Below are 14,549 nucleotides of genomic sequence, written 5' to 3' on the forward strand. Positions count from 1 at the left end.
GCTCCGAAGGCGGACAGAGATCATCTATCTGTGGGGCCGGCATGCGCATTGGCGCATCCGGAGGAAAACCTGGATTGCAAAGCTCCGCCAAACGTTGACTTGCGAACTTCACCGAATTTCGCCGCGGCCCGGCCGAATGTTACGCGGCAACGTGAATGTTCAAAAATGATGTGCAGACTCGGACAGAGGGAGCATTAAGGTGACCTATTCCTCGACCATCCAGACATCGTTTTCCGGGCCATCGACCACCAGCACCTATCCGCCGCACAACGGACTTGCCGTCGGGTCGAACTTCGTTGTGATGATCGAGGGATCGCTGATCGAATGGACGAACCTGACCGGCGGGTCGCCGACCCAGCAGTCGGTCTACAGCTTCTTCTCATCGCTGTCGCCGACCGGCGGCCTTTTCGATCAGCGCGTCGTCTACGACAGCGTCAATCAGCGCTTTGTCGCGATGATGGAGTACCTGGCGCCGGACGGCACCACCACCGCCATGGATATTGCCGTCTCCAAGGACTCAAATCCGAACGATGGCTGGACCTTCTCGCAGCTCAATACGACTGTCACGATCAACGGTCAGTCGACTGACTCTGACCGCCCGACATTGGCGGTCGACGGTTCGAACGTCTACATCTCGGCAGCACAGTACAACATCAACGTGTCCGGTTACGCCGGCACGGAAAACTGGGTGATCGGCGATACGGCCGGTGCTGGCGGTGGCATCTATGGCGGCGGCACGTTGAGCGTGACCACAAGCGAAGTCATGCCGTCGACGCAGGACATCTTTGCCGTTGCAGCCGGCAACAATGGCAAGACCTACTACGCGAGCGCCTTCTCTAGCGGAGGCCAGGTCGTCGTTGGCCTGCAGACCTACGACAAGACCACCAATAGTTTCAGCGCCACCAGCACGATCGCCCTTGGCAATATCGACCAGGGCGGCAGCTACACCGCCCAGCAGCAGGGGACGAGCCTCCTGCTCGATGCCGGCGATAACCGCATTGCCAACATGGTCTATGCCAACGGCTTCCTCTATGGAGTGGCCGAGATGAAGCCGAGCGGCTCGAGCGTGCCGCTGGTCCATTGGTTCAAGATCGACGTCAGCAATCCGAGTGCTCCGTCCCTCGTGGCACAGGGCGACATCTCCGGTGCCGCAATCGGAACCGGTGTGGCAACCTTCAATCCGTCCATCGCGGTGGACGCATCGGGCGATGTCGTCATCAATTTCACCGCCAGTGGTCCGAACATGTATCCGGCGGACTACTACGTCTTCCAGGGCGGCAGCGATCCCGCCGGTTCTTTCAGCGCGCCGGTCCTGTATCAGGCGAGTACCAGTTTTTTCAACTCGGGCGATGGAAGCAGCGTGCAGCCATGGGGCTCCAATTCATCAGCCACCGTCGACCCCAACAATCCGAATTCGTTCTGGATATCGAATGAATACGTCGCCAGCGGCTGGTGGCAGACGTCGGTCGCCCGGATAGCCATCCAGAACTCCGTGGCAACCGGCCCGACGATTGCCTCGATTGCCGCTTCCGGGACCGGGATCACCAACGGCGGCGGCGATCTCAATGCCGGCAAGCTGGTTACGCTGACGGTCAACTTCAGTGCGGCCGTGACGGTCAACACCACCGGCGGCGCACCGACGCTGACCCTCAACGATGGCGGCACGGCGAGCTATACCGGCGGTTCGGGCGGCACTGCGCTCACCTTCAGCTACACGGTGGCGGCAGGCCAGAACACCGCCGATCTCGTCATCTCGTCGTTCAACCTTAACGGCGCGAGCATCACCGATGGCGGCAGCCACGCCGCTAACCTGTCAGGCGCCACCAACTACAATCCGACCGGCACCCTTCAGATCGACACGACCGCGCCTACGATTGCCTCGATCGTTGCGACCGGCACCGGAATCACCAACGGCAGCGGCAATGTGAACACCGGCGCGGTCGTCACCTTGACCGTCAATCTCAGCGAAGCCGTGACGGTCAACACCACCGTTGGCGCACCGACGCTGACCCTCAACGATGGCGGCACGGCGAGCTATACCGGCGGCTCGGGCAGCACCGCGCTCACCTTCAGCTACACGGTGGCGGCGGGCCAGGCCACGTCCGATCTCGCCATCTCGGCGTTCAACCTCAATGGCGCGGTCATCAGCGACGGCGCCGGCAACGGCGCCAACTTGGCCGGCGCGACCAGCTACAATCCCGCCGGCATCCTGCAGGTCAACCCGACGGCACCGACGGTTGCTTCGATCGCGGCCTCGGGCACCGGCATTACCAGCGGCGCCGGCGATCTCAACGCGGGCAAGGCGGTCACGTTGACCGTGAACTTCAGTGCGGCCGTGACGGTCAACACCGCGGGCGGAACCCCGACGCTGACCCTCAACGATGGCGGCACGGCGAGCTACACCGGTGGCTCGGGCGGCACTGCGCTCACCTTCAGCTACACGGTGGCGGCAGGCCAGAACACCGCCGATCTCGTCATCTCGTCGTTCAACCTTAACGGCTCGAGCATCACAGATGGCGGCAGCAACGCCGCTAACCTGTCAGGTGCCACCAACTATAATCCGACCGGCACCCTGCAGATCGACACGACCGCGCCTACGATTGCCTCGATCGTCGCTTCCGGCACCGGCATCACCAATGGCAGCGGCAATGTGAGCACCGGCCAGGTCGTCGCATTGACCGTCAATCTCAGCGAGGCGGTGACGGTCAACACCACCGGTGGCGCACCGACGCTGACCCTCAACGATGGCGGCACTGCGAGCTATACCGGCGGCTCAGGCAGCGCAGCGCTCACCTTCAGCTACACGGTGGCGGCCGGCCAGACCACGTCTGATCTCGCCATCTCGTCGCTCAACCTCAACGGCGCGGTCATCAGCGACGGCGCCGGCAACGGCGCCAACTTGGCCGGCGCGACCAACTACAATCCCGCCGGTACCCTGCAGGTCAACCCGGCCGCCACCGCCAGACCTAGCCACATCGTCGTCCTTTCCCTGGAGAACGAGAACTACTCCGACATCGTAGGTAGTTCCCAGGCGCCTTACCTGAACTCGCTGATCGCTCAGGGGATGCTCCTCACCAATTACTACGGTGTGACCCATCCGAGCCAGCCCAACTACATTGCCCTGTTTTCCGGCTCGACGCAGGGCGTCACCAACAACGGCACCTTTCCCCAACTTCCGGCCAGCGTACCGACGCTGGCGAGCACGCTCGCCGCTAGCGGTTACACGTTCGGCGGTTACGCCGAAACCACGGCGGATCCCGAACGCCAACCGTGGATCCACTTCGCCAATTCGGCCAACGATGGTCACGATTTCAGCGCTTTCCCTCAGACCGCGGCCGGCTTCGCCAACCTTCCGACGGTTTCCTATGCTTCGCCCAACGACGCCGACAACATGACGCCGACAAGCGACAACGGCGGCGGGATTCCGGCGGGCGACGCCTGGGTCCAGGCCAATCTCTCTGCCTACGCGGCCTGGGCGCAGGCCAACAATTCGCTGCTGATCGTCACCTTCGACGAAAACAACACCAATCCGGCGGTGACCTACCCCAATCACGTTGCGGCAATCGTCGTCGGCGGAGGCGTTCCGGCAGGGGCCGTCAACGACTCGCCGGCTGACCCCTATTCCCTGCTTGCCACGATCGAAAGCCTTTACGGGGCTGCGCCGATCGGCGCCAGCGCCGGCGTACCGGCACTCAACTTCTATTCGTCGACGCCGGCGAGGGCGTCCGCCTCGGTCACTCGCTCATTTTCCGGATTGTCCGACCGGACCAACAATCCGCCCCAAAATGCGTTAGCGGTAGGGCCGAATTACATTTTCACCGCGGAGACCACGCACTACGAGATAACCGACCTTAGCGGCAATCCAATTGTATCCAACGGATCATTGTATAGCTTGTTCTCGTCGCTTGGCGGCACGCTTGACAACAGCCTCCTCGATGCGCGCGCCGTCTATGACAGTTCGACCGGCCGCTATGTGGTCACTGTGGATAATTTTCAACCAGGAGGCGGGAACTTCGCCACCAATATCGACGTCGCCGTGTCGGTCGATAGCAATCCGAGCGACGGCTGGTATTTGGCTTCGATCGACACGTCCAACGGCACCACGACCCAATCGGACATGCCCTATCTGTCGGTCAGCAACGGCAAAATCTATATCTCCACGCCCGAATTTCTAGACGCGGGAGGCGGCTACAACAATGGCGAATTCGTCGTCAACGAAAGCAGGGTAATAGCCGCTGGAAACGGCGCGATCACGCCTGACGCCAGCAGTAGCGTACCTGGGACCGCCGGCATCATGCGCAACGTCGCCGGCGACAACGGGGTGACCTACTATTTGAGCGCCCATTCGACCGCGAGGGAAACCGCGCTCGCATATCAAACGTACGATCCAACGCATGGCTTCAGCGGGACCCAAACGATCTTCCTCGGCGACGCCGATGTGGGAGGGGGCGGAAGCGACTACACCGCCGCGCAGTTGGGCACGACCAAGAGGATCGGCATTAACGACGGGCGCATCCAAAGCCTTGCCTACACTTCCTCGGGAGGACACAATTACGTTTACGGCGTGAGCGAAGCCATGCCGACCGCAGGGGGGCTCGCTCAAATCGAGTGGTTCAAGCTCGATGTCACCGATCCCACGAATCCGCAATATGTCATCGGGAACGTCATTTCCGGCGCGTCCCTCGGCACGGGTGTGGCTGTGTTCACCCCTTCGATTGCGGTCGACCAGAACGGCGACGTGCTCATCAATTTCTCGGCCTCGGGGCCGAACATGTATCCTTCCGACTACTACATGGTGCTCGGCGCCGGCGCTTCCGCTTTCAGCGGCCCGACGCTTTACCAGGCGAGCACCACGTTTCTTGATACCGGAAGTCTGAACGACCAGCGTTGGGGGACCTATTCGACCGCAATAGCCGATCCGAACAACGCAAACGGATTCTGGATATCGAACGAATACGTGGCCAACGGCTGGTGGCAGACTGTGGTCGCTCAGATCGCCGTCCAGGGTTCCGCGGCAACGGCGCCGACGGTTGCCTCGATCGCGTCCTCGGGCAGCGGCATCACCAGCGGCGCCGGCGATCTCAATGCCGGCAAGCTGGTTACGCTGACGGTCAACTTCAGTGCGGCCGTGACGGTCAACACCACCGGCGGCGCACCGACGCTGACCCTCAACGATGGCGGCACGGCGAGCTATACCGGCGGTTCGGGCGGCACTGCGCTTACCTTCAGCTACACGGTGGCGGCAGGCCAGAACACCGCCGATCTCGTCATCTCGTCGTTCAACCTTAACGGCGCGAGCATCACCGATGGCGGCAGCCACGCCGCTAACCTGTCAGGCGCCACCAACTACAATCCGACCGGCACCCTTCAGATCGACACGACCGCGCCGACGATTGCCTCGATCGTTGCGACCGGCACCGGAATCACCAACGGCAGCGGCAATGTGAACACCGGCGCGGTCGTCACCTTGACCGTCAATCTCAGCGAAGCCGTGACGGTCAACACCACCGTTGGCGCACCGACGCTGACCCTCAACGATGGCGGCACGGCGAGCTATACCGGCGGCTCGGGCAGCACCGCGCTCACCTTCAGCTACACGGTGGCGGCGGGCCAGGCCACGTCCGATCTCGCCATCTCGGCGTTCAACCTCAATGGCGCGGTCATCAGCGACGGCGCCGGCAACGGCGCCAACTTGGCCGGCGCGACCAACTACAATCCCGCCGGCATCCTGCAGGTCAACCCGACGGCACCGACGGTTGCTTCGATCGCGGCCTCGGGCACCGGCATCACCAGCGGCGCCGGCGATCTCAACGCGGGCAGGGTGGTCACGCTGACGGTGAACTTCAGCGCGGCCGTGACGGTCAATACCGCGGGCGGAACCCCGAGGCTCACCCTCAACGATGGCGGCACGGCAAGCTACACCGGCGGCTCGGGGAGCACGGCGCTCACCTTCAGCTACACGGTTGCGGCAGCCCAGAATACCGCCGATCTCATCGTCTCATCGCTCACCCTCAACGGCGCGACGATCACCGGTGGCAACGGCATTGCTGCCAATCTGACGGCGGCCACCAACTACAATCCGGCCGGCACGTTACAGATCGACACGACGGCACCGACGATTGCCTCGATCGTTGCGACCGGCACCGGTATCACCAATGGCACCGGCAATGTGAATACCGGCGCGGTCGTCACCTTGACGGCCAATCTGAGCGAGGCGGTGACGGTCAACACCACCGGCGGCACGCCGACGCTCGCCCTCAACGATGGTGGCACGGCGAGCTATACCGGCGGCTCAGGCAGCGCAGCGCTCACCTTCAGCTACACGGCCGCGGCGGGGCAGACTACAGCCGATCTCGCCATCTCGTCGTTCAACCTCAACGGCGCGGTCGTCAACGACGGCGCCGGCAATGTTCTCAATCTGGCGGGCGCCACCAATTACAATCCGACCGGCATCCTGCAGGTCAACAGGCCGCCCGCGACGATTGCCTCGATCGCGACCTCCGGCACTGGCATCACCAACGGCGTCGGCGATCTCAATGCCGGCAAGGTGGTCACGCTGACGGTCAACTTCAGTGCGGCCGTGACGGTGAATACCGCCGGGGGCGCCCCGCGGCTCACTCTCAACGATGGCGGCACGGCAACCTACACCGGCGGTTCGGGGAGCACTGCGCTCACCTTCAGCTACACGGTCGCGGCAGGCCAGAACACCGCCGATCTCATCGTCTCATCGCTCACCCTCAACGGCGGAACCATCGTCGACGGCAACGGCAACGTCGCCAATCTGGCGGGCGCCATCAACTCCAACCCGGTCGGAATTCTGCAGATCGATACGACGGCGCCGACAATCGCCTCGATCGTCGCGACCGGCACCGGCATCACCAACGGCACCGGCAGTGTGAACACCGGCCAAGTCGTCACCTTGACCGTCAATCTCAGCGAGGCCGTCACAGTCAACACCACCGGCGGCACGCCGACGCTCACCCTCAACGATGGCGGCACGGCGAGCTTCACCGGTGGCTCCGGCGGCACCGCGCTCACCTTCAGCTACACGGTCGCGGCAGGCCAGACCACGTCCGATCTCGCCATCTCGTCTTTGAACCTCAACGGTGGGGCGATCAACGACAGACCCGGCAACGCCGCCAACTTGTCTGGCGCCGCCAACTACAATCCCACCGGCACCCTGCAGGTCAACCCGACCACGACCACCACTGGCGTACCGAAGTACAGCCATATCGTGGTCGTCGTTGAAGAAAACCACAACTATGACCAGATCGCCGGCAATAGCCAAGCACCTTACATCAACAGCCTCATGGCCGGCGGCGCATCGCTAACCAACATGACGTCGGAGGCTCATCCAAGCCAGCCGGACTATTTCGCCCTCTATGCCGGCTCGACATTCGGCACCACCGACGACAACTCCTACAGCCTCCCGGACCCAACACTTTACACGGTCTTGCACAACGCGGGTCTCTCGTTCACGGGCTATGTGGACGAGGGCGGGATCGGCAGTGACTTCAACCATGACCCCTGGGTTTCATTCCCGGAGGGGCGCACGGTTCAAACGGATTTCACCAGCTTCCCGGCGCTTTTTGCCAACGGCAATTATTCGAGCCTGCCGACCGTCTCGTTCGTCATTCCCAGCGTGAGCAACGACATGCACGACGGGACGATCGCCCAGGGTGATACATGGCTTCAGCAAAACCTGAGTGCCTATGCTCAGTGGGCGGTCAACAACAACTCGCTGCTGATCGTGACCTGGGACGAAAATGACGATTCGACTTCCGAGGCTGCTTCCAATCAGGTTCCAACTCTCTTGTATGGCGCCAACGTGGTCGCGGGAAACTACGGCGCCGCCTACAATCACTACAATGTTCTGAGCACGATCACTGATTCATTGGGCTTGACCGCTCCCAACAACGCCGCGACAGCGCCGCCCATTCAAGTGTTTGGGACGGCCGCCGGGGGGGCCGCGCTGGCGGCGGTGGATCAGGACGGGGTGCCCGAGGTCCCGGCACTGACCATCAGCAGCACGTCCCTGACCGTGCAGGCCGGAGGATCCGTGGCGTTGGGCATCACCGCGACGCCCGTCGACTCCGACGACAAGCTGTCGCTGACGATCAGCGGCTTGCCCAGTTACGAGTCGATCACAGCCCCTGCCGGAAACACTGTGACGAGCAGCCTTCAATCCAACGGAACCTATACCTGGTCCATTACCGAGGGCGCCTCCACGACAGGCAATCCACTCACCGGGCTGACGCTGTCGTCGAGCTATACGGGCACCGACCACCCGGTCGCTACGTTCACGGTAACGGCGAGCAACACAACTACGGGCGAAACCGCGACGTCGGTGGCGCAGACCATGCAAGTGACCGATCCTCCGGCGCCAGCGTCGGGTGCAGCGCAGTCTTCATCGGCTGGCCCGAATGACCCTTCGAGCGGGGATGCGGGGCATATTGGTCGCCTTGCAGCCATGATGGATCAATTCGCGGCAGCCGCCAGGTTGCCCGGAGACGCCTCTGGCCCGATCCACCAGGCATTTTATCCGACCGGCTGCTTGCAGGACCCGGCGTTGCTGGCTGCTCCCCATTTTCACACGGGATGAGCACGGTGGATCCGGTCACCCGCTCGGTGGAAAGGATTGCGGCGATCAATCTAGAGCGCAGACTCGGGCTGTGGCGAGGAGCCGTATGCACCCCAGATCGACTGGTCGTAGTTCACCATGGACCCCGTCATCAGACCTGACTCATCCGTCGACAGAAAGGCAACGGCGCGCGCAACCTCATGGGGGTCAATGAGACGGCCAAATGGTTGAACGGCCGACGCCTGTTTCAGCCAATCCGAGCCTGCACCATGATGCTCGATCTGAGTCCGGTCTTCGCCTTCGGTGGCCATCCATCCGATATTCAGCCCGTTGACGCGGATACGATTGCGCATGACGGCATAGGCCGTATTCTCCGTAAGTGTTGCCAGGGCGCCTTTTGACGAGCAATAGGCGGCGATGAAAGGTTGGCCGGCTTTGGCCGACATCGAACCAATATTCACGATGTTGCCCGCGATCTTTTCACGGCGCATGATCTTGATCGTTTCCTGCATCAGGAAAAATGGGCCGCGAACGTTGACATTGAAGATCCTGTCGAACAATTCAGGCGACGTATCGAGGATCGTGCCGCGATCTGTTACTCCAGCGGCATTCACCAGTACGTCGACGCGGCCGAATTCTGCGTCGGCCTTTGCTATGACGGTCCGGCAATCTTCGACCTTGCCCAAATCGGCGGCGACAAACACAACCCTCGTGCCGGTTGCATCCTGAATTTCTCTGGCTTTCGTCTGGCCTTTTGCCGCCGAGCGGCCGCAAGTCACGATGCCGGATGCGCCACGATCGGCAAACAACCTCGCGATGGCTGCGCCGAGTCCCTGCGTGCCACCGGTAATGACCGCAATTTTTCCAGTCAGTCCGCTCATGACGATGTCCTTCGATTTGGTAACCGGCCGTAGCAATCAGACAACGAGGCGACGATCAGTTACGGGAGTAAGCCGCACCATGTCGGGGGTCGGGTGGCGAGAGCGCGGTTGAGCCGAAATCGCTTGCGGTACCCCGGTTGAAGCGGCCCGTTGAATGGCGAGCAGTGCGCGCATGTCCGCCAAGCCCTCGTCGCCATCCGCTTCAGGCGGCGTTCCCGATCTGATGCAGTCCGAGAAATACGCGACCTGCGCGCCAAAATGATCGATTTGCGGAAACCGCGTCTCGGCGATCTTTCCGTCACTGCGCAGCCGCAGCCGTGTCGCAGTCTCGAATCTGAAGCCAGGATCGAGCTCCAGGTCGCCCGTCGTTCCCACGACCCGATAATTGTCGACCGCCGCTGCCGCGAAGCTGGCGACGAATTGTGCGAGGCCGCCCGAGGGAAATCGCAGCGTTGCAGCCACCGAGGCGTCCACCTCGCCAAAGCGCGGGTCGTCGACCGGCCGGTGCGCCGTCGCTATGGCTTCGATCGGCTCTTCCGCAAAGATGTGACGGGCGGCGTTGATGCAATAGACGCCGACGTCCTGAAGCGGGCCACCCCAGGCCGTCGCTTGCAACCGATGATTCCCCAGAGACGTCTGGAAGCTGAACACCGACTGAAAGAACAGCGGTCGGCCGATGGCGTTGGCGCGGATGTGTTCGAGAACGGCGACGGTTCCCGGTTCGTGGTGCAGCCGGTACGCGGTCATCAGAAACACGTTGGCGCTGCGCGCCGCGGCGATCATGGCAAGCGCTTCGTCCTCGCTCACGGCGAGCGGCTTCTCGACCATGACGTGCTTGCCGGCGCGTGCGGCCCGAATGGCGTAATCGGCATGCATGTGGTTCGGCAGGGCGATGTAGACCGCGTCGATCCCGGGGCTGGCGATCAGGGCGTCGTAGCCGTCATAGCCGACAACCGTGCCAATGCCGTAAAAGTCCGCGAGGCGCGCTGCCTTGGCGTGGTCGCCGGTCACGATGGCCGTAACCCGCGAATTTCCGGACTGAACCACGCCGGGCAGGAACGCTTGCTGCGAAATCCAGCCGGCGCCGACGACGGCATAATTGATCATCAATTCTCTCCCTGATGTCGCCGATGGAACGCCTGAAAGGGGATGAAACGTCTCGCCTGTGGCTTGGCGTATGGGTTCAGTCGTACAACGAGGGACGTGACGGGTATTTCAACGTCGTCGCATGGTTCTCGGTTAGACCTGCTGCGATCTGCTCGGCGATGGCCGAGGCCATGTAGCCGTCCCAGGCGCTTGCCCCGACCGGAATTTCTGTCGTCACCGCGCCAATCCAGTCGGTCAATTGCCTGCGATAGGCGTCGCCAAAGCGCGGAATCCAATTGCCGGGATAGGAGACTCCGCCAATGCGGTCCTTGTTGCGCATCGTGAGCGAGGGCAGAGCCAGCGCGACCGTTCCTTCCCGACCCACCAGTTCGGCATGGACATGATAGCCGTAGGCGGCGTTGATATTGACCTCGGTCGACACGATCTCGTCGCGGTCGGTCCGCATCGTGATCATCAGCGGTTCGCCGCCGGGCCCGCTGGCGACATGAGCCGAGACCATTTCCGATCCGGTCAGCCATCGGCTGATGTCGATCTCGTGCACGAATGAATTCGTCACCGCCATCGGTCCGGTAAACCACTCCGGCGCGCTGACGTTTCGGTGGACGTTGTGCAGCAAGACGGTTGCGCCCACAGCGCCTTCGTCCTTTATCCGCTTCATCTCCTGATAGCCGGGATCAAACCGCCGCATATAGCCGACCTGGATCAGCCTGCGCTTCAATGCGACTTCAGTCTGAACCACGCGCAGGGCTTCCGCCGCGGAGAAGGCCAGCGGCTTTTCGCACAGGACGGGCTTGCCCGCCTCCAGGCAGGCCAAGGTCATCTCCGCATGCGTCCCGTCCGGCGATGCGACGATCACCGCTTCAATGCGGTCTGAGGCGATCAGAGATCGAGGGTCAGGAAAGACAGTGGCGCCCGCCGCGGCCGCTTGCGCGCGGGCGGCGTCGGCGTCGAAGACCCCCGCCAGATGCGCGCCGGGGATCTCGCGGCTGACAAGACGCGCATGTTCCGAACCCATCACGCCCGTTCCAATGACACCTACACCAACGCCCATTTCCTTGCTCCTTTAGGCTTCCGCGGTCCAACGCCTTCCGGATGCGTTCGATCGGCTCGCAGTCGTTCTCCCGGGCGAGCGCCGTGATGAGACCCCGCCTCACGCGGCGATCATGCGCACCCTACGACCCAAGCGATTCATCGAACGACCTCATAGCCAGCCAAGGCCATTACGCGCACCAGCTCCGCGTGTCCTTTTTTTGCCATTGCGAGCGGTGGATTGATCTTCGGATCCTGCTCGGCCTCGACGACGAACCAGCCCTCATAGCCATAGGAGGCCAGTCGTCCGACGATGGAGGCGAAGTCAAGCGAGCCGTCGCCAGGCACCGTGAAGGCGCCCTTGACGACCGCGTCGAGAAAACTCTCTCTGGTGCGGTCGAGCTTGTCGATCACATCCATGCGCACATCCTTGGTGTGAACATGCGTGATGCGCTTGTGGTGCTTGTCGATGACGCGCATGACGTCGCCGCCAGCAAAAGCCATGTGGCCTGCATCAAACAGCAGCGGGATGCCTTCGCCGGAATGTCTCATGAACATGTCGAGTTCCGGCTCGGTCTCGATCACAGCGGCCATATGGTGGTGATAGGATAGCGGCATGCCCTGCTCGGCGCACCATTCGCCAAACTTCGTCATCTTGTGGGCATAGACCTTGATTTCGTCCTCCGAAAGCTTGGGCTTCGTTGCCAGAGGCCTCGAACGATCGCCCTGAACAGTACGTGCGCATTCGCCGTAAACGATGCAGGGGGCGTTGACAGCCTTGAACAACGCCATTTGCTCGGTGACGCGTTGCTTTTCCTGTTCCAAATCGCCATCGAGCAACAGACCGGAGAACCAGCCGCCGCATACCTTCATTCTGTGGGCTTTCAGGACGGGGCCAAGCACGTTCGCGTCCATCGGAAAACGGCGGCCCGTCTCCATGCCGGTGAAACCGGCCTCGCTCGCCTGACGCAGACATTCTTCGAGCGAAACATCATCGCTCAGCTCCTCCAGGTCGTCATTCCACCACGCGATCGGAGCGATACCCAATTTCGCCTTCATAGGAGTCTCCGGGAGTTTAACCGCTTGTCACTTGCGCAAACGGCGCTAAACGCCGACACGCTGTTTTTTGCGGCCGTCCAGTTGGCCCTTCGAGGCCTCGAGAACGTCCTCGCGGGCGCTGACTTGCGGCACGCCGACATCCCACCAGGCATCGCCGGGCGTCCAGGTGAAAGCGTCGGAGACGATGGTCAACACCGTGGTACGATCGGTGCCCAAGGCCCAATCCATGGCAGCACCGAGATCGGCGAGGCTTTCGACCTTCCGCACGAGCGCTCCCATGGATTCGGCGTGTTTGGCAAAGTCCACGGCGAACGGTTGCTTGACGCGGCAATCCTTGATCAGGTTGTTGAAGCTTGCGCCGCCCTTGCCGTTCTGCAGGCGATTGATCACGGCATAGCCGCCATTGTCGCAAACGATCACGATGATCTTGTGGCCGGTGAGAACGGTTGAATAGATATCCGAGTTCATCATCATGTAGGTACCGTCACCCACCATGACGATCGGGATGCGGGTTGGGTCCGCCATGGCCGCGCCCCATCCAGCCGCGATTTCATAGCCCATGCAGGAGAAGCCGAATTCGCAGTCGAAAGTATTGGGCGTTTTGACGCGCCAGTTCTTCATTACTTCGCCGGGCAGGCCGCCGGCGGCGGCTATGAGATAGTCGCGCTCGCCAGCATGTGAACTGACGGTACCAACCACCTGCGCATAGGTTGGAATGGGTTCGTTAGTGGGTTTTTGATACGAATCGAGTGCAGCGTTCCATTTCGCAAACTCGGATTTGCCGTGATTGGTCCATGTGACGTCGGACTTCCACCCTTTGAGGGAAGCTGCCAGTTCGGCAAGGGTCTCGCGTGCGTCGCCGATCACCGCGAGGGCTTGATGCTTGGTTGCATCGAAGCGCGCAGCGTTGATCGAGACGAATTTCGCGTCCGGCGCGAAGCACGTCCATGATCCCGTGGTAAAATCCATCAAGCGGGTGCCGATAGCCAGAATGACGTCGGCTTCAGCTGCGAGAGCGTTGGCCGAGGTCGAGCCAACGATGCCGATCGGACCGATATGAGCCGGGTGATGGTGCGTGAACGCACCTTTGCCCGCGATGGTTTCGGCAACCGGAATGCCATGCTCCGTTGCAAAAGCGCCGAGAATTTCCTCGGCGCCGGAATAGCGCACGCCTCCGCCTGAAATGATCAGCGGCCGTTTGGCGCTCTTGAGAATCTCGAGCGCCTGAGCCAGACGATCCTTGTCGGCGCGCGGACGTGCAATGGCATGGACGGTTGGTCTGAAAAAGGCTTCCGGATAGTCCCAGGCCATTTCCTGCACGTCCTGCGGCAGCGCGATGAAAGCCGGGCCGCAATCCGCCGGATCGAGCAGGACAGCGACAGCCTGCGGCAGCGACGAGATGATCTGTTCCGGGTGGGTAATGCGATCCCAATAACGCGTCACGGCACGAAAGGCGTCATTGACGTTGATCGAGGGGTCACCGAAGTGCTCGACCTGTTGCATGACCGGATCGGGGCGGCGATTGACGAATGTATCACCGGACAGCAGCAAGACCGGCAGGCGGTTGGAATGGGCAACTCCGGCGGCAGTTACCATGTTCAGTGCGCCGGGACCGATCGAGGAGGTGGCGACCATGATCTGGCGGCGGCGTTTGGCCTTGGCGAAGCCTATGGCGGCAAGCGCCATCGATTGCTCATTCTGACCACGCCAGGTCGGGAGGGTATCTTTTACGGCTTCCAAGGCTTCCGACAGGCAGGTGACATTGCCATGGCCAAAAATGGCAAAGACGCCGGGAAAAAGCATCTCCTTTCTGCCATCAATGATCGTAAACTGATTGCACAGATAGCGAACCAGGGCCTGCGCCATGGTGCAGCGAACCGTCGACATGCGCG

Annotated in this window: 6 protein-coding genes; 1 reads left to right on the forward strand and 5 read right to left on the reverse strand. The window is 62.0% G+C overall.

Going from position 1 to position 14,549, the window contains the following annotated elements:
* The first annotated feature begins 199 nt into the window (after nt 1-199).
* A complete protein-coding gene (locus tag ABID58_RS07300; RefSeq protein ID WP_354032101.1) occupies nt 200-8,602 on the forward strand; it encodes a beta strand repeat-containing protein in 8,403 nt (2,800 codons plus the stop codon).
* 50 nt (nt 8,603-8,652) lie between these two features.
* Here the strand turns inward: ABID58_RS07300 and ABID58_RS07305 are convergent, their stop codons facing one another.
* The 5 genes from ABID58_RS07305 to iolD form a co-directional block, all read right to left on the reverse strand.
* Nucleotides 8,653-9,462 carry an SDR family oxidoreductase gene (locus tag ABID58_RS07305; RefSeq protein WP_354032102.1) on the reverse strand — a complete coding sequence of 270 codons (810 nt, stop codon included), beginning with the start codon at nt 9,460-9,462 and terminating at the stop codon, nt 8,653-8,655.
* A 36-nt stretch (nt 9,463-9,498) separates the two neighbouring features.
* A complete protein-coding gene (locus ABID58_RS07310; RefSeq protein ID WP_354032103.1) occupies nt 9,499-10,569 on the reverse strand; it encodes a Gfo/Idh/MocA family protein in 1,071 nt (356 codons plus the stop codon).
* A 76-nt stretch (nt 10,570-10,645) separates the two neighbouring features.
* Nucleotides 10,646-11,620 (reverse strand): Gfo/Idh/MocA family oxidoreductase, encoded by a 975-nt coding sequence (locus ABID58_RS07315; RefSeq protein ID WP_354032104.1) that lies wholly within the window; start codon nt 11,618-11,620, stop codon nt 10,646-10,648.
* A gap of 137 nt (nt 11,621-11,757) precedes the next feature.
* On the reverse strand, nt 11,758-12,657 hold the full coding sequence (gene iolE, locus ABID58_RS07320; RefSeq protein ID WP_354032105.1) for a myo-inosose-2 dehydratase: 900 nt from the start codon (nt 12,655-12,657) through the stop codon (nt 11,758-11,760).
* 45 nt (nt 12,658-12,702) lie between these two features.
* Nucleotides 12,703-14,544, reverse strand: a complete 1,842-nt coding sequence (gene iolD / locus ABID58_RS07325) for a 3D-(3,5/4)-trihydroxycyclohexane-1,2-dione acylhydrolase (decyclizing) (protein ID WP_354032106.1) — start codon at nt 14,542-14,544, stop codon at nt 12,703-12,705.
* Nucleotides 14,545-14,549: the final 5 nt, after the last annotated feature.

It is taken from the genome of Bradyrhizobium sp. S3.2.6 (assembly GCF_040546885.1).
In the GTDB taxonomy this organism is placed as follows: Bacteria; Pseudomonadota; Alphaproteobacteria; order Rhizobiales; family Xanthobacteraceae; genus Bradyrhizobium; species Bradyrhizobium cytisi.

What these genes read in the sequence shown, in the direction of transcription:
- ABID58_RS07305 (WP_354032102.1), bottom strand. Translation starts at nt 9,462, where the DNA reads ATGAGCGGACTGACTGGAAAAATTGCGGTCATTACCGGTGGCACGCAG.
- ABID58_RS07310 (WP_354032103.1), bottom strand. Translation starts at nt 10,569, where the DNA reads ATGATCAATTATGCCGTCGTCGGCGCCGGCTGGATTTCGCAGCAAGCG.
- ABID58_RS07315 (WP_354032104.1), bottom strand. Translation starts at nt 11,620, where the DNA reads ATGGGCGTTGGTGTAGGTGTCATTGGAACGGGCGTGATGGGTTCGGAA.
- iolE (WP_354032105.1), bottom strand. Translation starts at nt 12,657, where the DNA reads ATGAAGGCGAAATTGGGTATCGCTCCGATCGCGTGGTGGAATGACGAC.
- iolD (WP_354032106.1), bottom strand. Translation starts at nt 14,544, where the DNA reads ATGTCGACGGTTCGCTGCACCATGGCGCAGGCCCTGGTTCGCTATCTG.